At 65.9% G+C, this 19826-nt stretch carries 21 protein-coding genes and 1 pseudogene; 10 read left to right on the top strand and 12 right to left on the bottom strand.

Features of this window, described 5'->3' with window-relative positions; all coding sequences use genetic code 11:
• The first annotated feature begins 69 nt into the window (after positions 1-69).
• The 8 genes from hisI (at position 70) to HMPREF3014_RS30615 (ending at position 5745) form a co-directional block, all read left to right on the top strand.
• A complete protein-coding gene (gene hisI / locus HMPREF3014_RS30650; protein WP_003095888.1) occupies positions 70-474 on the top strand; it encodes a phosphoribosyl-AMP cyclohydrolase in 405 nt (134 codons plus the stop codon).
• Positions 467-802 carry a phosphoribosyl-ATP diphosphatase gene (locus HMPREF3014_RS30645; RefSeq protein ID WP_003103458.1) on the top strand — a complete coding sequence of 112 codons (336 nt, stop codon included), beginning with the start codon at positions 467-469 and terminating at the stop codon, positions 800-802. Before hisI ends, HMPREF3014_RS30645 begins: the two co-directional genes overlap by 8 nt.
• A 25-nt stretch (positions 803-827) precedes the next feature.
• A complete protein-coding gene (locus tag HMPREF3014_RS30640; RefSeq protein WP_003095893.1) occupies positions 828-1076 on the top strand; it encodes a twin-arginine translocase TatA/TatE family subunit in 249 nt (82 codons plus the stop codon).
• A gap of 13 nt (positions 1077-1089) precedes the next feature.
• Positions 1090-1515 carry a Sec-independent protein translocase protein TatB gene (tatB, locus tag HMPREF3014_RS30635; RefSeq protein ID WP_023087875.1) on the top strand — a complete coding sequence of 142 codons (426 nt, stop codon included), beginning with the start codon at positions 1090-1092 and terminating at the stop codon, positions 1513-1515.
• Positions 1512-2315 carry a twin-arginine translocase subunit TatC gene (gene tatC / locus HMPREF3014_RS30630; RefSeq protein WP_003095896.1) on the top strand — a complete coding sequence of 268 codons (804 nt, stop codon included), beginning with the start codon at positions 1512-1514 and terminating at the stop codon, positions 2313-2315. Before tatB ends, tatC begins: the two co-directional genes overlap by 4 nt.
• The gene (locus HMPREF3014_RS30625) at positions 2312-3019 is read left to right on the top strand and encodes a 16S rRNA (uracil(1498)-N(3))-methyltransferase (RefSeq protein WP_003095898.1); all 708 of its coding nucleotides are present in this window, start codon (positions 2312-2314) and stop codon (positions 3017-3019) included. Before tatC ends, HMPREF3014_RS30625 begins: the two co-directional genes overlap by 4 nt.
• Positions 3020-3230: 211 nt before the next feature.
• Positions 3231-5174 carry a methyl-accepting chemotaxis protein McpK gene (locus HMPREF3014_RS30620; protein ID WP_003121214.1) on the top strand — a complete coding sequence of 648 codons (1944 nt, stop codon included), beginning with the start codon at positions 3231-3233 and terminating at the stop codon, positions 5172-5174.
• 109 nt (positions 5175-5283) lie between these two features.
• Positions 5284-5745, top strand: coding sequence for a UPF0158 family protein (locus HMPREF3014_RS30615; protein WP_003095904.1), 462 nt, complete (start codon positions 5284-5286; stop codon positions 5743-5745).
• 7 nt (positions 5746-5752) lie between these two features.
• Here the strand turns inward: HMPREF3014_RS30615 and HMPREF3014_RS30610 are convergent, their stop codons facing one another.
• From HMPREF3014_RS30610 to pip, 7 genes are all read right to left on the bottom strand, one after another.
• The gene (locus HMPREF3014_RS30610) at positions 5753-6487 is read right to left on the bottom strand and encodes an amino acid ABC transporter ATP-binding protein (protein WP_003095906.1); all 735 of its coding nucleotides are present in this window, start codon (positions 6485-6487) and stop codon (positions 5753-5755) included.
• Positions 6480-7442, bottom strand: coding sequence for an amino acid ABC transporter permease (locus HMPREF3014_RS30605; protein WP_003103450.1), 963 nt, complete (start codon positions 7440-7442; stop codon positions 6480-6482). Before HMPREF3014_RS30605 ends, HMPREF3014_RS30610 begins: the two co-directional genes overlap by 8 nt.
• A 65-nt stretch (positions 7443-7507) precedes the next feature.
• Positions 7508-8308 carry a transporter substrate-binding domain-containing protein gene (locus HMPREF3014_RS30600; RefSeq protein ID WP_003095910.1) on the bottom strand — a complete coding sequence of 267 codons (801 nt, stop codon included), beginning with the start codon at positions 8306-8308 and terminating at the stop codon, positions 7508-7510.
• 237 nt (positions 8309-8545) lie between these two features.
• Positions 8546-11131 carry a glucans biosynthesis glucosyltransferase MdoH gene (gene mdoH / locus HMPREF3014_RS30595; RefSeq protein ID WP_003103448.1) on the bottom strand — a complete coding sequence of 862 codons (2586 nt, stop codon included), beginning with the start codon at positions 11129-11131 and terminating at the stop codon, positions 8546-8548.
• The gene (locus HMPREF3014_RS30590; protein WP_003095915.1) at positions 11124-12701 is read right to left on the bottom strand and encodes a glucan biosynthesis protein G; all 1578 of its coding nucleotides are present in this window, start codon (positions 12699-12701) and stop codon (positions 11124-11126) included. Before HMPREF3014_RS30590 ends, mdoH begins: the two co-directional genes overlap by 8 nt.
• A gap of 452 nt (positions 12702-13153) precedes the next feature.
• A complete protein-coding gene (dtd, locus tag HMPREF3014_RS30585) occupies positions 13154-13591 on the bottom strand; it encodes a D-aminoacyl-tRNA deacylase (RefSeq protein ID WP_003103447.1) in 438 nt (145 codons plus the stop codon).
• A complete protein-coding gene (pip, locus tag HMPREF3014_RS30580) occupies positions 13588-14559 on the bottom strand; it encodes a prolyl aminopeptidase (RefSeq protein WP_003095918.1) in 972 nt (323 codons plus the stop codon). The genes dtd and pip overlap by 4 nt, the downstream gene beginning before the upstream one ends.
• Before the next feature lie 181 nt (positions 14560-14740).
• Between pip and HMPREF3014_RS30575 the strand changes: the two genes are divergently transcribed.
• On the top strand, positions 14741-15217 hold the full coding sequence (locus tag HMPREF3014_RS30575) for an NUDIX domain-containing protein (RefSeq protein ID WP_023087876.1): 477 nt from the start codon (positions 14741-14743) through the stop codon (positions 15215-15217).
• Positions 15218-15221: 4 nt separating this feature from the next.
• Here the strand turns inward: HMPREF3014_RS30575 and HMPREF3014_RS30570 are convergent, their stop codons facing one another.
• From HMPREF3014_RS30570 to HMPREF3014_RS30560, 3 genes are read right to left on the bottom strand one after another with little or no spacing between them, the layout of a single operon-like run.
• The gene (locus tag HMPREF3014_RS30570) at positions 15222-16121 is read right to left on the bottom strand and encodes a transporter substrate-binding domain-containing protein (RefSeq protein ID WP_003103446.1); all 900 of its coding nucleotides are present in this window, start codon (positions 16119-16121) and stop codon (positions 15222-15224) included.
• A 42-nt stretch (positions 16122-16163) separates the two neighbouring features.
• Complete coding sequence (locus tag HMPREF3014_RS30565; protein ID WP_003095925.1) at positions 16164-16514, bottom strand: RidA family protein; 351 nt, start codon at positions 16512-16514, stop codon at positions 16164-16166.
• 25 nt (positions 16515-16539) lie between these two features.
• A complete protein-coding gene (locus HMPREF3014_RS30560) occupies positions 16540-17790 on the bottom strand; it encodes a D-amino acid dehydrogenase (protein ID WP_003123626.1) in 1251 nt (416 codons plus the stop codon).
• Between the two features lie 64 nt (positions 17791-17854).
• On the opposite strand from HMPREF3014_RS30560, the gene HMPREF3014_RS30555 reads away from it, so the two are divergent.
• Positions 17855-18811 carry a LysR family transcriptional regulator gene (locus tag HMPREF3014_RS30555; protein WP_003121218.1) on the top strand — a complete coding sequence of 319 codons (957 nt, stop codon included), beginning with the start codon at positions 17855-17857 and terminating at the stop codon, positions 18809-18811.
• A gap of 62 nt (positions 18812-18873) precedes the next feature.
• Here the strand turns inward: HMPREF3014_RS30555 and HMPREF3014_RS34225 are convergent, their stop codons facing one another.
• Entirely contained in the window at positions 18874-19743 is an 870-nt protein-coding gene (locus HMPREF3014_RS34225; protein WP_078451320.1) for a tetratricopeptide repeat protein, read from the bottom strand.
• A gap of 8 nt (positions 19744-19751) precedes the next feature.
• A pseudogene (locus HMPREF3014_RS35270) lies at positions 19752-19826 on the bottom strand (hypothetical protein); the annotation flags it as partial.

The following is a 19826-nucleotide window of genomic DNA, read 5'->3' as shown; positions in this document are numbered from 1 at the left end:
CGGCTGGCACACTACTCCCATTTCCGCCGGAAACGCGCGCAACGTACCGGCAACGAACGTGGAAAGACCATGAAAGACTGGCTGGATGAGATTCACTGGAACGCCGACGGCCTGGTCCCTGCGATCGCCCAGGATCACGAGACCGGGCGCGTGCTGATGATGGCCTGGATGAACCGCGAGGCGCTGGCCCTGACCGCCAGCGAGAACCGTGCAATCTATTGGTCGCGTTCGCGTGGCAAGCTGTGGCGCAAGGGCGAGGAGTCCGGGCACGTGCAGAAGCTGCACGAACTGCGTCTGGACTGCGACGCCGACGTGGTCATCCTGATGGTCGAGCAGGTCGGCGGGATCGCCTGCCATACCGGCCGGGAAAGCTGTTTCTACCGCGTCTTCGAGAACGGCGCCTGGAAGACCGTCGATCCGGTGCTGAAGGACCCGGACGCTATCTACGAACACGCAGGACACCACCATGAGTGACACCCTGACCCGCCTGGCGGCGGTGCTCGAGGAGCGCAAGAACGCCGCGCCCGACAGCTCCTATGTGGCCAGTCTGTACCACAAGGGCCTGAACAAGATCCTGGAGAAGGTCGGCGAGGAGTCGGTGGAAACCATCATCGCCGCCAAGGATGCCGCGGCCAGCGGCGACTGCCAGGACCTGATCTACGAAACCGCCGACCTCTGGTTCCACTCGCTGGTGATGCTCTCGGCCCTCGGCCAGCATCCGCAAGCCGTGCTGGACGAACTGGAGCGCCGCTTCGGCCTTTCCGGCCACGCCGAGAAAGCCGCCCGCCAACCATCGGCCTGAACCTACACATTGCGAGGAATACGACATGGGCATTTTTGACTGGAAACACTGGATCGTCATCCTGATCGTCGTGGTACTGGTGTTCGGCACCAAGCGCCTGAAGAACCTCGGTTCCGACGTCGGCGAAGCGATCAAGGGCTTCCGCAAGGCGGTGAACACCGAGGAAGACGACAAGAAGGACCAGCCCGCCGCCCAGCCGGCCCAACCGCTGAACCAGCCGCACACCATCGACGCCCAGGCGCAGAAGGTCGAAGAGCCGGCGCGCAAGGACTGACGGGTAGCCATCGATGTTCGGAATCAGCTTCAGCGAACTGTTGCTGGTCGGGCTGGTCGCCCTGCTGGTGCTCGGCCCCGAGCGCCTGCCGGGCGCCGCACGTACCGCCGGCCTGTGGATCGGCCGCCTGAAGCGCAGTTTCAATACCATCAAGCAGGAAGTGGAACGGGAAATCGGCGCGGACGAGATTCGCCGGCAACTGCACAACGAGCACATCCTCTCGATGGAGCGCGAAGCGCAGAAGCTGCTGGCCCCGCTGAGCGGTCAGAATCCCCCGCAGGAAACCCCGCCGCCGGCGGCCGAGAGCCCGGCGCCGAGCGTACCCACGCCGCCGCCGACCAGCACGCCTGCGGTTCCGCCCGCGGACGCCGCGGCACCGCCGGCAGTCGCTGCCTCCACTCCCCCTTCGCCACCGTCCGAGACGCCGCGTAATCCATGAGCGCCGATAAACCCGAGCAGCCCGAGCACGACCAGGAAATGCCCCTGGTCTCGCACCTGACCGAACTGCGTACGCGCCTGCTGCGCAGCGTGGCGGCGATCTTCCTGATCTTCGCCGGCCTGTTCTACTTCTCGCAGAAGATCTACACCCTGGTCTCCGAGCCGTTGCGCCGCTTCCTTCCGGAAGGCACCAGCATGATCGCCACCGACGTCGCCTCGCCGTTCCTCGCGCCGTTCAAGCTGACCATGGTGGTGGCGCTGTTCCTCGCCATGCCGGTGATCCTCGCGCAGGTCTGGGGCTTCATCGCGCCCGGCCTGTACAAGCACGAGAAGCGCGTGGCGCTGCCGCTGCTGGTGTCCAGCATCATCCTGTTCTACGCCGGGATGGCCTTCGCCTACTTCCTGGTGTTCCCGATGATCTTCCACTTCTTCGCCAGCGTGACGCCCGAGGGCGTGGCGATGATGACGGACATCAACAGCTACCTGGACTTCGTCCTGACTCTGTTCTTCGCCTTCGGCGTCGCCTTCGAGATCCCGGTGGCCACGGTGCTGCTGATCTGGATCGGAGTGGTCGACGTCGAGTACCTGAAGAAGATCCGCCCGTACGTGATCATCGGCTGTTTCGTGGTCGGCATGGTCCTGACCCCGCCGGACATCTTCTCCCAGACCATGCTCGCGGTGCCGATGTGGCTGCTGTTCGAGATCGGCCTGCTGTTCGGCCGCCTGGTACGCAAGCGCGGCGAGCATCCGGACGACCAACCGGCCAGCGACGGCGACCAGCCTCCGGCCACCCGCCAGTGAACCTGCTGCTCCTCGACGACGCCGACTTCGTGTCGGCGGATCGTGCGGTCCTGCACGATCGCCGCCTCAAGCACCTGCACGAAGTGCACCGCGCCGAGAACGGCGACACCCTGCGGGTCGGCCGCCTCGGCGGCTGGATGGGCGAAGGTCGCCTGCTGAAGCTCGACGCCAGCGAGGCGACCCTGGAAGTGCGCTTCGACCAGCCGCCGCCGGCCAAGCTGCCGATCACCCTGCTGCTGGCCTTGCCGCGACCGAAGATGCTCCGCCGGGTGTTGCAGACCATCGCCGCGATGGGCGTACCGAAGCTGGTGCTGCTGAACAGCTACCGCGTGGAAAAGAGCTTCTGGCAGACCCCGTTCCTCGACCCGGCGGCGATCCGCGAGAACCTGGTCCTCGGCCTGGAGCAGGCCCGCGATACGGTGCTGCCGGAAATCATCGTCGAGAAGCGCTTCAAACCCTTCGTCGAAGACCGCCTGCCGGCCCTGGCCGCCGGCAGCCTCGGCCTGGTCGGCCATCCCGGTCCCTGGCCGGCCTGTCCGCGCGCGGTGGAGAAGCCGGTGACCCTGGCGATCGGCCCGGAAGGCGGCTGGATTCCCTACGAGGTCGACAAGCTGCGCGAAGCCGGACTGCATCCGGTGCAGCTCGGCGAACGCATCCTGCGCGTGGAAACCGCGGTCAGCGCCCTGCTTGCGCGGTTGTTCTGAAAAAACTCCGGTAAAAGACTGAAGGTTTTCCCCGCCCGGCCGACATCCTCTGTCGCGCAGGGCTCCGCACGACAACCATAAGACCTCGCCCGCCGGCCACGTACCGGCCCTCCGCGCCCGCACGCCGGACGCGACGACGCTGAGCCATTACCTGTTCCGCCACGCCATGGGGCTGCCAACCCAGGGTGTCGCACTGCCTGGAGTAATGACGATGTACGATTGGTGGGTTCTCCAACTGGCCAAGCTGAGCGTCAGCCGCAAGCTGATGGTCGGTTTCGGTGTCCTCCTCGCGCTGCTTCTGCTGGTGGTGATCAGCAGCAACCGCACCCTCACGCACCAGACCGCCCTCAGCGAGCAGCTCGCCGAAGTCGCCAGCCTGATGGAACAGACCCAGCAAGCCGAACAAGGCCGCCTGGCCTTCGAAGCCGGCAGCGACCCGCGCCAGGCCGAGCAGGTCCGCCAGACCCTGGCCGGGATGCTCCAGCGCCTGCAGGCGCTGCGCGACAGCGAGCTCGACCCGGCCGCCCTGGCCCACCAGACCGAAGCCATCGAAGCCTACCGCAAGGCTTTCGACGACCTCGCCGCAGCCGATCAGCAACGCAGCGCCGCCCGTGGTGTGCTGGTGGGCACTGCACAGCAGGCGCTGGACAGCTTCGCCCGCCTCGAGGAACTGATGGACGCCAGCCTCGCGCAGCAGGCCGGCGACCCGCAGGCGTTGCAACGTAGCCGTGCGGTGGCCGACCTGCACCAACAGTTGCTCATGGTGCGTTACCAGGTGCGCGGCTACGTCTTCGAACGCAGCGACAAGGCCGAGCAGGCCGCGTTCGCCGCGTTCGACGCCCTCCGCCAGGCCGCCACGACGCTGCGTGGCCAGTTGCCCGGCGAGGCCGATGCGGCGCTGGAACAGGCCATGGGTAGCCTCCAGGGCTATCGTGGCGGGATCGAGCAGTTCCGTGCCGGCGTCATCCGCACGCGCCAGGCGCAGCAAGCGATGCAAAGCAGCACCCAGGATATGGCCCGGGCCGGCCGGACCCTCACCGAAGCCGGTCGCCAATTGCGCGAGAGCACCGCCAGCCGCGACCGCGCCAGCCTCTGGCTGATCGCCGCGCTGGCCCTGGCCTTCGGCTGCGTCGCCGGCTGGGCGATCAACCGGCAGATCGTCCGGCCGCTGGACGAAGCCCTCGCGCAGGCCGAGGCCATCGCCGCCGGCGACCTCGGCAAGCGTCCGCAGAATCCCCTGACCCTCCAGCGCCGCGACGAACTGGGCCAGTTGCAGCGAGTCATGCAGCGCATGGGCGACAGCCTGCGCGAGCTGGTCGGGCGGATCGGCGACGGCGTCAGCCAGTTGGCCAGCTCCGCCGAGGAACTCTCGGCGGTCACCGAGCAGACCCGCGCCGGGGTCAACAGCCAGAAAGTGGAGACCGACCAGGTCGCCACCGCCATGCACGAGATGGCCGCCACCGTGCAGGACGTCGCGCGCAACGCCGAACTGGCTTCCCAGGCCGCTCGCCAGGCCGACGAAGAGGCGCGCCAGGGCGACGCGGTGGTCGACCAGGCGGTGACCCGCATCGAGCGCCTGGCTAGCGAAATGGACGTTTCCAGCGAAGCCATGGCGCGCCTGAAGAACGAGAGCGAGCAGATCGGCAGCGTCCTCGACGTGATCAAGTCGGTGGCCGAGCAAACCAACCTGCTGGCGCTCAACGCAGCCATCGAAGCGGCACGCGCCGGCGACGCCGGACGCGGCTTCGCGGTGGTCGCCGACGAGGTCCGCGGCCTGGCCCAGCGCACCCAGCAGTCCACCGCCGAGATCGAGGGCCTGATCCAGCGTCTCCAGCAGGGCGCCGGCGAAGCCGCCGAACGCCTGGAGAACAGCCGCTCGCTGACCGCCAGCACGGTGGAACTGGCGCGCCGCGCGGGCGCCGCGCTGGACAGCATCACCCGCACCGTCTCCGACATCCAGAACATGAACCTGCAGATCGCCACTGCCGCGGAGCAACAGAGCACGGTGGCCGAGGAGATCAACCGCAGCGTCCTCAGCGTACGCGACGTCGCCGAGCAGTCGGCCGCCGCCAGCGAGCAGACCGCCGCCTCCAGCGGCGAGCTGGCGCGCCTGGGCACGCAGTTGCAGGCACAGGTGGGACGCTTCCGCCTGTAACATCCCGAGAGGATCCTCCTTGCATCGGCAGCCCCTCCCGTCCATCGAAAGCGGACAGGAGGGGCACCTTTGCGTAGGATCAGGCTTTCGCCTTTTGGGAGATGACGCCATGCGCCCGATGACCATCGATATCGACGAACTGGCCTTCGCCCTGGATACCCCGGGAATCGACCACTACCTCGACCTGTACAGCGGCAAGGTGCTGCTGATCTCCGCCGAGGCGCCCGATCCCGAACTGGACGCATTGCTGGAAAACGAGCCGGAACGCCTGCTGCTGATCGACCCGCTGAGCACCACCCAGTCGCTGGGACTGATGCAGGATTTCCTCCGCGAGGTGGAAGAGCCGCACGCCTATGCGACGCTCGCCAACGCGCTGCAGAGCCGCAAGCCGTTCAAGGCCTTCAAGCACTCTCTGATGGAGTACCCGGAACTGTTGCAGGACTGGTACCGCTACCAGAACGAGCGCCTGCGCGAATGGGCGCTGGACTGGCTGGAGGACAACGATATCCAGCCGGCCGCGCGGCAGAGTCCGACGTCGCTCCTGCCGCCGCCGGGCAAGCCGTTCGCCTAGCGCGGTACTAGAGGACCTGGCGGAGGAAGGCCTGGGCCCGCGGGTCCTGCGGATTGTCGAAGAACTGCGCCGGCGGCGCGTCCTCCAGCAGCTTGCCGTGGTCGAAGAACAGCACGCGGTCGGCCACTTCGCGGGCAAAGCCCATCTCGTGGGTCACGCAGACCATGGTCATGCCTTCCACGGCCAGGGTCTTCATGACGTCGAGGACTTCGCCGACCATCTCCGGATCGAGCGCCGAGGTCGGTTCGTCGAACAGCATCACCTTGGGGTCCATGCACAACGCGCGAGCGATCGCCACGCGCTGCTGCTGGCCGCCGGACAGGCGCGAGGGATATTCGTCGGCCTTCTGCCCGATACCGACCTTGGCCAGCAGCGCCCGCGCCTTGGCCTCGCGCTCGGCCTTGCCGCGCTTGCGCACCACGCGCTGGGCCAGGCAGAGGTTCTCGAGCACGGTCATGTGCGGGAACAGGTTGAAATGCTGGAACACCATGCCGACTTCGCGGCGGTAGGCATTGATGTCGGTCCTCGGGTCGGCCAGGTCGACGCCGTCGATGCTCACCGAGCCTTCGTCGAACTCCTCCAGGCCGTTCAGGCAGCGCAGGAAGGTCGACTTGCCGGAACCGGACGGACCGATCACCACCAGTACCTCGCCCCTGGCCACGCGGGTACTCACGTCGTCCACCGCGCGCACTACCTGGCCGCGGGTATCGAAGACCTTCAGCAGGTTGCGTACTTCAATCACTTTGTCCGAGCCTCCGCTCCAGTCGGGATGCCATGTGCGAAAGGGGCAGGTTCAACAGCAGGTACAACGCGGCGACGCAGAACCAGATCTCGAAGGTGGAGAACGAGGTGGTGATCGCCTCGCGGCCGCTCTTGGTCAGTTCGGTGATGGCGATCACCGAGACCAGCGAGGTGTCCTTGACCAGGCTGATGAACTGCCCGGCCAGAGGCGGCAGCACGCGCTTGAAGGCCTGCGGCAGGATCACGTAGCGCATCGACTGGCCGGCGTTCAGGCCCAGGGAGCGGGCGGCCTCGTTCTGTCCGCGGGCGATGGACTGCACGCCGGCCCGGATGATCTCGGCCACGTAGGCGCCGGTGAACAGCGCCAGCGCCGCAACCCCGGCGAACTCGCGGGACAGGTTGAGCACGGTGCCGATGAAGAAGTAGAAGATGAAGATCTGCACCAGCAACGGCGTGCCGCGCACCAGCTCGACGTAGATCGTCGACAGGTCGTGCAGGGTCGGGTTCTTCGACAGCCGGCAGAGGCCGGCGACCAGGCCGATAGCCAGACCGATGGCACCGGACACCAGCGATAGCCAGAGGGTGGTCCACAGGCCCCAGAGCAGTGGGCCGGCGGCCCAGTGGCGGGTCACCCCGACCGCGTCGCCCTCGGCCACGTCGTCGCCTTCGGAGAATTGCAGGCTGTCCTGGGCAACGGTCACGACCTGCTTCTCGCCGCTCTCGCCAAGCAGCGTGACGCGCGCGTCCCTGCCCTGTTCCTCGATAGCCTCGACCCGGCCGATCTCGTTGGCCCGTAAAGGCTCCTCGGCCTGGTAGGCGAAGTACTGCGGAACGCGGTTCCAGCGCCATTCATAGGAAATCAGCGAGGTGGAGAACCACAGCGCCCAGGCCAGGACCAGCAGGATCAGCCCGGTCAGCAGGTGCCAGGGCCAGACGGAACGTTTCTTCTTGGTCACGGAAACTCTCTCGAACGATGGAATGCGCAGGTACGACGGCCCCCTTCGCGGGGGCCGTCAGCGGTTCATTCCATTTCCTTCAGCCACTCGGTGTTCTTGAACCACTTGTCGTGGATGCGCTGATAGGTGCCGTCTTCGCGGATCTGATGGAGGAAGTTGTTGATGAAATTGATGCTGTCGTAGTCGCCTTTCTTCAGGCCGAACGCCAGCGGCTCGTAGGTGAACGGCTGGTCGAGGTAGACCAGCTTGCCGGCGCCGAACTTGCTCACCGCCACCACGTTGTAGGGCGAGTCGTAGATGAAGGCGTCGGCCTTGCCGTTGACCACGTCCATCACCGCTTCCGGCTCGTTGTCGAAGCCGTGGTACTTGGCCTTGCTGATCAGCTTGCGGGCAACGATCTCACCGGTGGTGCCGATCTTCGAGGTGATGCTGTACTGCGGATCGTTCAGGTCCTTGTAGGACTTGATCTTGCCTTCCAGTTCCTTGCGCACCAGCAGGGTCTGGCCGACCACGATGAAGGGCTCGGAGAAGTTCAGGCGCAGGTTGCGCTCCTGGGTCAGGGTCATGCCCGAGCCGATCATGTCGAACTTGTCGGTCAGCAGCGCCGGGATGATACCGTCGTAGCTGGTGGAGACCAGCTCCAGCTTGACGCCCATGGACTTGGCCATGGCCTTGAGCAGGTCGACTTCGAAGCCGATGATCTGGCCGCGCTTGTTGGTCATCTCGAACGGCATGTAGGTCGGGTCCATGCCGACCCGCAGGGTGCCGCGCTTGACCGCGTCCTCCACCGCGCCGGCCGCCTGGACCGAAGCCACGCCCACCAGGGCGCAGACGCCCAGAACCAATGAAGCAAGATACTTTTTCATTCCCCAATCCCCAGCAGTCTTAGAAACACAGTCGTCGAACGGATGCTCTCGTCGTGTCGCCGTCCCGGGCGGGCAGCAGGCCATGACCGGCTGCGCAAAAGGCGGCCGATAGTACCTCAGCTGGCGAACGATACGAGACTTTCTGGATTGCCGGCGCAGGGTAACAGCAGCGCCGCACGGGGAAAACAGGCAAGAAACAGACCATGCCCCCGGCGGCGTTCCGCCGGGGGCATGGGATCAGGACTGGGCGGCGGGCAGCAGGCCGGCGTCGCCGGGCACTACCTGGGCCAGCGGTACGCTGGCGGCGTGGGGGTCGTCCGCCTCGGCCTTGCGCCAGCGGCCGAGCCAGTCGTCGCGGTCCTCTTCCCAGACCCGCGTATGCAGGCGCGAAAGTGCTACCGGGTCACTCAACAGAGCCAGGCGCGTGGCGCCGTCGAGCTGTTCCGGGCCCTTATCGATGGCCTTGCCGATACGCTCGCCACGCACCGTCTCGATGGCCTGCGCACGGTTGTGGCGAGCCGTGCCCATGGCGCAGGCCAGGGCGTTGAGCAACGGATCGACGGCGGCCTTGAGGAAGCCATCCTTGAGCGCATGCCAGCGGTTCTCGTAGGTGTACTCGTCGGTGGCGCGCAGCTCGCGCGGCGTGTCGTACTCCTCCGGGATCAGGAACAGCTTTTCGTCGCGGGCGCGCAGGCCCAGCTTCACCCGGCTGGAGATCACCGATACCGGGATCGACAGGATCAGCGAACCGACGATCGGCGACAGCCACCACAGGAAGCGCGGGTTGAGCCAGGCCACCAGCAGGGTCCAGGCGATACCCAGTAGAGTCTGCATGCCGTGCCGGCGGATCGCCTCGCTCCAGGGCGTGGCGTCGTCGTCGCGCTGCGGCGAGTTCCACTGCACCGACCAGCCGAGGAAGGCGGCCAGCACGAAGCGGGTGTGGAAGAGCATGCGCACCGGCGCCAGCAGCACCGAGAAGAACATCTCCAGAAGCATGCTCAGGGTCACCCGGATCACCCCGCCGAAACCCTTGGCGCCCTTGGCCCAGATCAGCATTACGCTGAGCAGCTTGGGCAGGAACAACAGGGTCAGGGTGGTGGAGAACAACGCGATGGCCTTCTCCGGATGCCACTGCGGCCAGATCGGGAACAGCTGCCGCGGTTCCAGGAAGTACTGCGGCTCCATCAGTTGGTGCACCGCCAGCAGCGCGGTGGAAAGCACCAGGAAGAAGAACCACAACGGCGCCGACAGGTAGGACATGACCCCGGTGAGGAACACCGCGCGGTGCACCGGGTGCATGCCCTTGACCAGGAACAGGCGGAAGTTCATCAGGTTGCCGTGGCACCAGCGGCGGTCGCGCTTGAGTTCGTCGAGCAGGTTCGGCGGCAGTTCTTCGTAGCTGCCGTCGAGGTCGTAGGCGATCCACACGCCCCAGCCGGCACGGCGCATCAACGCAGCCTCGACGAAGTCGTGGGACAGGATCGCGCCGGCGAACGAGCCCTTGCCCGGCAACGGCGCCAGGGCGCAGTGGTCGATGAAGGGCTGCATGCGGATGATCGCGTTGTGGCCCCAGTAGTGCGACTCGCCGAGTTGCCAGAAGTGCAGGCCGGCGGTGAACAGCGGGCCGTAGACGCGGGTGGCGAACTGCTGCATGCGCGCATACAGGGTGTCCATGCCGGACGCCTTCGGCGCGGTCTGGATGATCCCCGCCTCAGGATTGGCCTCCATCAGGCGTACCAGCTTGGCCAGGCAGTCGCCGCTCATCACGCTGTCGGCGTCCATCACCACCATGTAGCGGTAGTCGCCGCCCCAGCGCCGGCAGAAGTCGTCGATGTTGCCGCTCTTGCGCTTCACCCGACGCCGGCGGCGACGGTAGAAGATCTTGCCGAAGCCCTTGGTCTCGCGGCACAGCTCGAGCCAGGCCTGCTGCTCGGCGACGGCGATATCCGGGTCGTTGGTGTCGCTGAGGACGAAGAAGTCGAAGCGCTCCATCTCGCCGGTGGCGGCCATCGACTCGACGGTCGCCCGCAGGCCGGCGAATACCCGCGGCACGTCTTCGTTGCAGATCGGCATGACGATCGCCGTGCGGGCGTCGGCGGCGATCGGCTCGCTGCCGGCGCTGCTGCCGGAGATCCGGTAGCGGTCACGCCCGGTGAGCAGCTCCCAGAAGCCCATCAGCGCGGTCCAGAAGCCGGCCGAGACCCAGCAGAAGAGGATCGCGAAGAGCGCCAGGATGCCGAACTGGATGACATAGGGCAGCACCTGCTGGACGGTATCCAGCAGGCTCTGCTGGGCCAGCTCCTCCAGGTCGACGAAGGCCCAGCCCTGGTAGGGCAGGATGCCTTTCATGTAGTAGGTGGCGACCGAGGTCTGCGCCAGCATCAACAACAGCAGGATGAACCGGCGCAGCGAGCCGACCCGCTGCCAGCGGGCCCGCGGCAGGGCACGCTTGGGCTTGGGCGGGTTGCTGCGTCCGGTCAGCCGACGCCAGCCGCGCACCAGGATGTTGGTGCGCCAGGGCTCGGGAATCACCTTGGTACGGCGGATCGGCGGGGAAATCTTGAGGAAGGTGCGACCCTGGGCGTCGACGCCGAACATCTCGGCGTCGTCCAGCTCAGGGGTGCCCAGCTGCAGGCGGGCGCGTACCGAGGCCAGGGCGGGATCGCCCCCGGCATCGGCAGCGGCGCCTTCCGCTCCCGCCAGGCGAGCGTGCAGCTCGGAGAAGGAAGCGGACTCGCCAAGCCGCTCCCGCTCCTCTTCCGCCAGGGGAAGATGAGCGAGGTAGTCGGCCAGCGGTGCTTTCGTAGTGGATGGGTTATTCATCGGCAGGCAGCTGATAGCTCCAGGTTTCGCTCAGTGGCTTCTGCGCCTCGTCGACCAGCGCCGCGCGCATTTCCACCGGCTTCTTCGGATCCTTGACCTTGATCCGCAGCGTCAGGCGCCAGCCTTTCAGGACCGGGTTGTAACGCAGGCTGTTCTCCACCACCTCGGCGTTGCTGTCGGTGCTGACCTGGGTGGTCACCGGCGCGTCCGGCGCCAGGTCCTTCAGGGCCGGCCCTTCGAAGTCGACGACCAGGGCGGTGCTGCCGTCCTGCTGGCGGATCAGGTTCTTCTGCTTCACGTCGCCGACCGAGCGCATGGTCTGCTTGACCCAGGAGGATTTCGGGTCGTGCAGCTCGTCTTCATCCATGGTCCAGTGCAGGCGGTAGGCGAAGTCCAGCGGCTTTCCGACCTCAGGCTGGGTCTCGGGGTTCCAGAACGCGACGATATTGTCGTTGGTTTCGTCCGGGGTCGGGATTTCCACCAGTTCCACGGTGCCCTTGCCCCAGTCGCCCTTCGGCTCGATCCAGGCACTCGGACGCAGGTCGTAGCGGTCATCCAGGTCTTCGTAGCGGGAGAACTCGCGGCCGCGCTGGAGCAGGCCGAAGCCTTTCGGGTTCTCCACGCTGAAGGTGCTCACCGACAGGTGCTTCGGATTGTTCAGCGGACGCCACAGCCACTCGCCGTTGCCGGCATGGATCTGCAGGCCGCTGGAGTCATGCAGCTCGGGCCGGAAGTTGTGCTGCTCGGACGGCTGGTTGGAGCCGAACAGGTACATGCTGGTCAGCGGCGCCAGGCCCAGCTTGCTGACCTTGTCGCGGAGGAACACGCGGGCCTGGACATCCATCACCGCATCCTTGCCCGGACGCAGCACGAAGCGGTAGGCGCCGGTGGCCCGCGGCGAGTCGAGCAGGGCGTAGATCACCAGTTGCTTGTCCTGCGCCTTCGGCCGCTCGATCCAGAATTCGCGGAAGCGCGGGAACTCTTCGCCCGAAGGCAGCGCGGTATCGATCGCCAGGCCGCGCGCCGACAGACCGTAGACCTGGCCCTTGCCGACCACGCGGAAGTAGCTCGCGCCAAGGAAGGTGGCGATCTCGTCCTGCTTGTCGGCCTTGTTGATCGGATAGAGCACGCGGAAACCGGCATAGCCGAGATCCTTGGTGGCATTCTCGTCGAACTTCAGGGATCCGAAATCGAACTTGGTGCGATCGTACTTGATCGGCTTGACCGTGGTAGCGGTCACCTCGTTGATCTTCACCGGCGTGTCGAAGTGCATGCCCTGGTGATAGAAGCTCAGCTTGAACGGCGTCTTCAGCTTGCCCCAGTAGGCGCGCTCGTTGATGAAACGGATCTGCTGGTAATCGGCGAATTTCATTTCGCTGAATTCCGATGGCAGGTTGCTGGTCGGCGCGGAATACTTGTCGCCGGCCAGGTCCTTGGCCTTGCTCGCCACGTCGTCGATGCTGAACGCCCATACCGGGGCGGCGACGAATGCCAGCGCGGTCGAGCCGGCAAGCAGCAGGGTGCGCACGCGGGCGCGGAAATCGGTGTTTGAAACGGAACGGAAAATCACGAGGCCCCCTCGTCCGTGAACATGAATTACTGAAGACGCCCTGACCGTTCAGGGGTCTCCGACGGCACCGGAGTGCCGGTCGAACATGGTTTCGCCACATTCGCTGCCAAACCCGATAGATAGCCAGATTTGGCGCGATCTGACAAAAAGAATGCCTGTTTCCAGTCATTCGCGTTACGTGCACCGGGCTTGGAAGACCAGGGGGCATGCCGCTCGTCGGCTAGCGACCCCAGAGGTTCCGACCCTGCCCGGGCGGAATGATTCCCGTCCATTGGGTTGCAGGACACGCCGCCCGGCATCGGGATGCCGGCCTGTCCTGTACAGCATGAAATCGGCGTGCGGATGATGCACCGAGGTTGTGACAAAAGGCCATGTATCTGTCACAAAAATTCACCGTTCCGGCCCCGCCATCCCTCCCTGAAGCACCTTGGGGAAAATCCCCTCGACGCCGATCAACTCTCCAGCAGGAAGGTCACCGGCCCGTCGTTGACCAGGTGCACCTGCATGTCGGCGCCGAAACGCCCGGTCGCCACCTGCGGATAGGCCTCCCGCGCCAGTTTCACCAGGTGCTCGAACACCGCCTCTCCTTGCGCCGGCGGCGCCGCGCTGGAGAAGCTCGGACGCAGTCCGCTGCGGGTGTTCGCCGCCAGGGTGAATTGCGAGACCAGCAGCAAGCCGCCCTGCACGTCCAGCAAGGACCGGTTCATCTTGCCCTCGTCGTCGCCGAACACCCTGTAGTTGAGCAGCTTGTGCAGCATCTTCGCCGCGCAACGCTCGCCATCCTCGGGCTCGACCCCGACCAGCACCAGCAGGCCGCGATCGATGGAGCCGACGATTTCGCCGCCAACCTCCACCCGCGCCGCGCCGACGCGCTGCAGCAATGCCTTCATTCGGCCTCCGGCGGCAGGTCGAGCAGTCGCCGGCCGATCTCGTTGGTGGCGCGCACCAGCGCATCGACTATCCCCGGCTCGCTGGCGGTATGCCCGGCGTCGCGGATGATCTGCAGTTCGCTGTTCGGCCAGGCCTGGTGCAGGGCCCAGGCATTGTCCAGCGGACAGATGGCGTCGTAGCGGCCATGCACGATCACGCCAGGCAGATGGGCGATGCGGTGCATGTCCTCGAGCAACTGGTTGGGCCTGAGGAAGCCCTGGTTGACGAAGAAGTGGTTCTCGATGCGCGAGATCGACAGCGCCCTGCCCGGCTCGGTGAAGCGGTCCACCACCATGGGGTTGGGGCGCAGCGTGGCGGTGCGGCCCTCCCAGGTCGACCAGGCCTTGGCAGCGTGCATCTGGGCGATCTGGTCGCTACCGGTCAGGCGCTTGTGGAAGGCCGCCAGCAGGTCGCCGCGCTCTTCCGGCGGGATCGGCGCGACATAGTCTTCCCAATAGTCGGGGAACAGGCGGCTGGCGCCTTCCTGGTAGAACCAGTGGATGTCCTGCGGACGGCAGAGGAAGATGCCGCGCAGGATCAGCGCATGGACCCGCTCGGGATGGGTCTGCGCGTAGGCCAGCGACAGGGTCGAGCCCCAGGAACCGCCGAACAGCACCCACTTCTCGATACCCAGGTGCTCGCGCAGGCGCTCCATGTCCGCCACCAGCTCCCAGGTGCTGTTCTTCTCCAGGCTGGCGTGGGGCGTGGAACGGCCGCAACCGCGCTGGTCGAAGGTGACGATACGGTAGAGGTTGGGATCGAAGAAGCGACGCGACAGGGCATCGCAACCGGAGCCGGGGCCGCCGTGGACGAAGACGACCGGCAGTCCGTCCGGCGAACCGCTTTCGTCGGCATACAGCACATGCGGTTCGTCGACGGCCAGCTCGTGGCGAGCGTAGGGTTTAATTTCCGGATACAGAACTAGCATGATGCGCTCCCGAGGCGATGTGTTCGGCCCCCGGCGCAAACGTCGACAGCGGGGCCCGTCCTTTGCTCTGCCGCGCATGATACTTCGGCGCCGGGAAAAAAACCGAGCGGCTTTCATGTCCGCCCCGGTAGACAGGAAACCATCAATCCAAGCAACGGCGCCTGGCGCCGGGAGAGCGAGCATGGCCGAGGCCTTGCGACACCGTATCCGCGCCGCCGGCCTGCTGCTGGTGGAGCAACGCATCCTGCTGGTCCGCCACGAGGTCGGCGGCGACATCTACTGGATTCCGCCCGGCGGCGGCTTCGAGTCGGAATGCGACGAATCGACGAAGGATACCGTCCGGCGCGAGTTTTTCGAGGAGACCGGCCTGCGGGTGGACGTCGGCCCGCTGGTCTACGTGCGCGAATTCGCCGAACCCGCCGCCGGGCGCTTCCACATGGAGCTGTTCTACCGCATCGACGCCTGGCGTGGCGAGCCGACCCTGGCCAACCTGAAGGGCCTGGGCGGCGACGAGTTCGATATCCGCGAGGTCGGCTGGATCGCCCGCGACGAACTGCCTGGCCTGCCGTCGTTCTATCCGGCCGAACTGGCCGACGACGTCTGGTCGCGCCTGGACGCGCCGACGCCGTCGATCCGCCACCTCGGCCTGCAGCGCTAGACGCTCACTGCACCGGATCGCTGGTGGGGTTCTCGAGGATCGCCTTCAGCTCCGCGGTCATGGGAAACTCCAGGTTCAACCCCTTGGGCGGGATCGGCTGCTGGAACCAGCGCTGGTAGATGCCCTGTATCTCGCCCGAGCGATACAGCCCGGCCAGGGTCTCGTTGACCAGGGCAAGGAACTGCGGGTCGTCCTTGCGCACCATGCAGCTGTATATCTCCCGCGATTGCGGCTCGCCGACCACCACCCAGTCGTGCGGCTGGCGCGCCTTGGCGCGTTCGCCGTAGAGCAGCGCATCGTCCATGTAGAAGGCCACCGCGCGACCCGATTGCAGCATCTGGAAGGCTTCGCCGTGGTCCTTGGCGCTGACCACGTTCATCCCCAGCTTGTGTTCGGCGTTGTAGTTCTTCAGGTAGCGCTCGTTGGTGGTGCCGGCGGTGGTCACCACGTTCTTGCCCTTGAGGTCGTCGAAGTGGGCGATGCCGCTGTCCTTGCGGGTCAGCAACTGGCCCTTGACGTAGATGAAGCCGTAGGAGAACGCCACCTGTTTCTGCCGCTCGGCGGTGACCCCGGTGGAGCCGCACTCCAGGTCGACGGTGCCATTCTGCACCAGAGGGATACGGGTCTGCGAAGTGACCAGGTTGTACTTCACCTTGAGTTCCGGCTTGCCGAGGGTGCTTTTGAGCCGCTCCACCACCTTGTCGGCCAGTTCCACCGAATAGCCCATGGGCTGGCCGCTGTTATCGCCAAGGTAGGAGAAAGGCACCGAGGCATCGCGATAACCCAGGGTTATCGTGCCGTTGTCGGCAACCTTCTTCAGGGTGCCGCTGAGTTCCTCGGCCTGCGCGGCGCCGATGGCGAGCGACAGGGAGAGTGCGAGAGTGCTGGATACAAGGATTTTCATCGGAGGTTCTGCCTCTTTTTTCTTATGGCTATGGAAAGAAAGTCAGCCCCTGGCCGCCACCACGGTGATCTCCACCAGCACCGACGGACGCGCCAGCTCCGCCTGGACGGTGGTCCGGCTGGGCGCCTGGCCGGTCGGCAACCACTGGGTCCAGACCTCGTTCAGGGCGGCGAAATCGCGGGCGATGTCCTTCAGGTAGATGGTCGCGCTGAGGATACGCTCCTTGCGCGACCCGGCCTCGGCCAGCAGCGCGTCGATCTTCGCCAGCACCTCGCGGGTCTGGCCATGGATATCCTCGGCCTGGCCCGGCACCTGGCCGGAAAGAAATACCAGGGCGTCGAAGCAGACCGCGGCGGACAGGCGGTCGTTGGTGGCGATACGGGTCGGTTCCATGGGAGTGCTCCAGGTCGAGGGGAATTCAGCCAGCCAGCGCGCCGCGCGGAAGCAGGCCAGAGGTATCGATGCTCGGCGGGCGGCGGCCGATCTGCTCGGCCAGCAGGCGCCCGCTGCCGCAGGCCAGGGTGAAGCCGAGCGCGCCGTGGCCGAGGTTGAGCCAGAGGTTGCGGTAGCCGCCGTTGCCCACCAGCGGTACCCCGGTGGGCGTGGCCGGGCGCATACCGGCCCATTCGACGGCGGCGTCGAAATCGCCGCCCTGCGGGAACGTGTCCCGCGCCTGCTGGCGCAGCAGTGCCAGGCGCGCGGGCTCGAGGCCGGGGTCGAAGCCGACGATGTCGACCATCGCGGCGATCCGCAGCCGCTCGCCGATTCGCGCGTAGACGATCTTGCGGTCGTAATCGGTGATGCTGGTATCCGGCGCGCGGTGCTGCGCACCGACCGGCAGGGTCAGGCTATAGCCCTTGAGCGGGTATAGCGGCAGGCGCAGGCCCGGCAGCATCAATTCGGCGCTGCGGTAGCCGGCGGCCAGCACCACATGATCGGCCTCGATGAGATCGCCGCCGACCTCGACGCCACGCACCGCCGCGCCGCCCTCGACGATCTTCGTCACCCTGCGGCCATGCAGTTGCCGGCAATGTCCGGAAGCCTGCAGGCGCTCGGCAAGTTGCACGCAGAAGGCATGGCAGTCGGCGACCTCCTCGTCCGGCGTGTGGATGCCGCCGACGAAGGGCGCGGCGGACAGGGCCGGCTCCAGCGCGAGGCACTCGGCGGCGGTCAGGACGAATTGCGCCGAAGGATCGGCCAGACCCTGGCGGGCCCGCGCAAAGCTGGCCGGTTGGCGAAACGCCACCAGCTTGCCGTTGCGCCGCCAGTCGAAGCCATCGAGGCCATCCTCCTCGCGCCAGGCCTGCAGGGTGCGCTGGCTGAGCAATGCCAGGCGCAGCAGGTGCGCGGCATTGCGGCGGTTCAGCGAGCCGCGGCAGGCCGCGAGGAAGCCCAGCAGCCAGCGCCACTGCGCCGGATCAAGGCGCGGCCGCAGGCGCAACGGCGCATCGTTGCGCAGCAGCCAGCCGAGCGCCTGGGCCGGCACGCCGCTGTCGGCCAATGGCGCCACGTAGCGATAGGACAACTGCCCGCCATTGGCGTAGCTGGTTTCCAGCCCGCCCCGCTCGCGCGCTTCCACCAGGGTCACGTCGAATCCTTCGCGAACCAGGGCGTAGGCCGTGGCCAGGCCGACCACGCCGGCGCCGATGATGCAAACCCGCTGAGCCATGACAATCGTTATCCAGGTGTTTTCCAGGGCTTCGACGATAGGCGCGGATGACAGCGGTAGGACAATGAATAAAGATGGCCAGGGTATAAATCCAGGTTATGGGATCGCGCCGATGAAGCTCCGCCATATCGAAGTGTTCCAGGCGATCCGCCAGGCTGGCTCGGTCAGCGGCGCCGCACAGTTGCTGCATGTGTCCCAACCGGCGGTGAGCAAGGTCCTCCAGCACGCCGAGCAGCAACTGGGCTTCCCGCTGTTCTTGCGAGTGCGCGGCAAGCTGCTGGCGACTCCGGAAGCGCTGGAACTGGAGCGCGAAGTGGCCAAGCTCAGCGATAGCCTGCAGGCGGTGCGGCGCCTGGCGCAGAACCTGCGGCGCCAGCCGGGCCACAGCCTGCGCATCGGCGCCACCCCGGCCCTGGCGCTGTCGCTGCTGCCGCGGGCGATCGGCGAATGGAGCGCGCGCTATCCGCAGAGCGGCTGCGAACTGGCCACCTTGCATTCGCGCGAGCTGGTGCAGGGCCTGCTGATGCGCGAACTGGACCTGGCCCTGAGCCTGAAGCAGCCGGAACACCCCGGCCTGCGCGGCGAAGCCATCGCCAGCGGCGTATTGGTGGCCCTGGCGCCGCGCGAACACTGGCCCGAAGCGGAACGCCGGCAGCCGCTGAGCCTGGCCGGGCTGGCCGGCGAAGCGCTGATCGGGCTGTCCACCGCCGACCCGCTGTTCGCCCGCCTGGAGGATTACCTCAGCGCCGTGGAGCCACCGCCGCAGGTGAAGATCGCCGTGCAGACCTACGCCCTCGCCCGCGCCCTGGTGGAGGCTGGGGCCGGCCTGGCGCTGGTCGATCCCTTCACCGCCCTCGGCGCCGACCCGCACAGCACCGCAATCCGCCCATTGAGCCCGGCCTTCCCGGTCACCCTCTACGCCATCACCCGCGCCGACGAAACCCCGCCGCACACCCTCGCTCCGCTGCTGCGGATGCTCGCCCGCCAGGCCGAGGAGCGTTTGCGGGCCGTGCAGATGTAGCATTTGCCGCCTGGCCTGCCGCTGGAAACCTTGGACGTCGTTCTGGCCCACGCCTCGCGGACTTACCGCTCCGGCTTCCAGTCTGGGTGGTCCACGTCGTAGCCTTGGGTCGGGTGAGGAGGCAGAGGATGGTCCTTTATCAAGTTGGGAAAACGCAAATCAGGATCAGCGGCAAGTTGATCGTAAATACCATCATATAGTTTGTGCAGCTTCTCATCGGGGGCGTACCACATTCTATCGACATCAGGACTGGCTTTATCAAAAACACCGGAGATAAATAAAGCCGCACTCTTTCCGCCCTGAGAGACTGACGCCTGATAATAACCCAATGCTTTTGGAAAATTATGCTCTACTATCTTGTAATACGCCCCCAACTCATAACTAGCCGGCGCATGGCCCTGGCTAGCAGCACAGTGAGTATACGCCAACCCCAAATCCTTTTTTTTGGCCACATATATATAGAGCTTACCTAGCTCGGTTAGTGCCGGCGGATTTCCTAGGCTAGCAGCCTTATCAAGAAAAGTAAGTCCGTCAGTTGCAGGGTTTTTAACCCCGGCGCGATTTCCAATCATTGCCCCCATATCATAGAACCCCTGAGGCACATCCAGATCTATCATCTTTTGATAGAGATCCAATGCCTTCTGCGGATCTTTTTCTACTCCTCCGGGCCACCCTGTACGATAAAGATTCGCCAAATTATGCATGGCCTTCCAATGACCGCGCTCCACTGCCTTGCTGTAAAGCTCGACGATACGGCCCCAGGGCCGCAGAGTATCGGGCTTGGCCAAGGCTGCTGCTTCGCGGTACCAAGCATCGGCTTGCGGATCCAGCGGCGGCAGATGGTCTTTTTCATTAGCGCAGACAAATGGTTTGCTGTTGGCCATCACGGGGACGCCTGCAAGACAGAGCACGGCCCAAAGTCCAATAGCCATCAGCCGCATCACTGCCCCGGTTTCCAGTCGGGCCGATCTGCGTCGTAGCCCTGGGTCGGGTGAGGAGGCAGAGGATGGTCCTT

This window comes from Pseudomonas sp. HMSC065H01 (assembly GCF_001815235.1).
GTDB classification, from domain to species: Bacteria; Pseudomonadota; Gammaproteobacteria; order Pseudomonadales; family Pseudomonadaceae; genus Pseudomonas; species Pseudomonas aeruginosa.
This window is presented reverse-complemented; position numbering and strand designations above follow the sequence as displayed.

Excerpts from the sequence above, each read along its gene's own strand:
- dtd (WP_003103447.1), bottom strand. The coding sequence starts at position 13,591 with ATGAAGGCATTGCTGCAGCGCGTCGGCGCGGCGCGGGTGGAGGTTGGC.
- HMPREF3014_RS30645 (WP_003103458.1), top strand. The coding sequence starts at position 467 with ATGAGTGACACCCTGACCCGCCTGGCGGCGGTGCTCGAGGAGCGCAAG.
- HMPREF3014_RS30620 (WP_003121214.1), top strand. The coding sequence starts at position 3,231 with ATGTACGATTGGTGGGTTCTCCAACTGGCCAAGCTGAGCGTCAGCCGC.
- HMPREF3014_RS30555 (WP_003121218.1), top strand. The coding sequence starts at position 17,855 with ATGAATAAAGATGGCCAGGGTATAAATCCAGGTTATGGGATCGCGCCG.
- HMPREF3014_RS30570 (WP_003103446.1), bottom strand. The coding sequence starts at position 16,121 with ATGAAAATCCTTGTATCCAGCACTCTCGCACTCTCCCTGTCGCTCGCC.
- HMPREF3014_RS30640 (WP_003095893.1), top strand. The coding sequence starts at position 828 with ATGGGCATTTTTGACTGGAAACACTGGATCGTCATCCTGATCGTCGTG.
- pip (WP_003095918.1), bottom strand. The coding sequence starts at position 14,559 with ATGCTAGTTCTGTATCCGGAAATTAAACCCTACGCTCGCCACGAGCTG.
- HMPREF3014_RS30565 (WP_003095925.1), bottom strand. The coding sequence starts at position 16,514 with ATGGAACCGACCCGTATCGCCACCAACGACCGCCTGTCCGCCGCGGTC.
- HMPREF3014_RS30600 (WP_003095910.1), bottom strand. The coding sequence starts at position 8,308 with ATGAAAAAGTATCTTGCTTCATTGGTTCTGGGCGTCTGCGCCCTGGTG.
- HMPREF3014_RS30615 (WP_003095904.1), top strand. The coding sequence starts at position 5,284 with ATGCGCCCGATGACCATCGATATCGACGAACTGGCCTTCGCCCTGGAT.
- tatC (WP_003095896.1), top strand. The coding sequence starts at position 1,512 with ATGAGCGCCGATAAACCCGAGCAGCCCGAGCACGACCAGGAAATGCCC.
- HMPREF3014_RS30560 (WP_003123626.1), bottom strand. The coding sequence starts at position 17,790 with ATGGCTCAGCGGGTTTGCATCATCGGCGCCGGCGTGGTCGGCCTGGCC.
- HMPREF3014_RS34225 (WP_078451320.1), bottom strand. The coding sequence starts at position 19,743 with ATGGCTATTGGACTTTGGGCCGTGCTCTGTCTTGCAGGCGTCCCCGTG.
- hisI (WP_003095888.1), top strand. The coding sequence starts at position 70 with ATGAAAGACTGGCTGGATGAGATTCACTGGAACGCCGACGGCCTGGTC.
- HMPREF3014_RS30575 (WP_023087876.1), top strand. The coding sequence starts at position 14,741 with ATGGCCGAGGCCTTGCGACACCGTATCCGCGCCGCCGGCCTGCTGCTG.
- mdoH (WP_003103448.1), bottom strand. The coding sequence starts at position 11,131 with ATGAATAACCCATCCACTACGAAAGCACCGCTGGCCGACTACCTCGCT.
- tatB (WP_023087875.1), top strand. The coding sequence starts at position 1,090 with ATGTTCGGAATCAGCTTCAGCGAACTGTTGCTGGTCGGGCTGGTCGCC.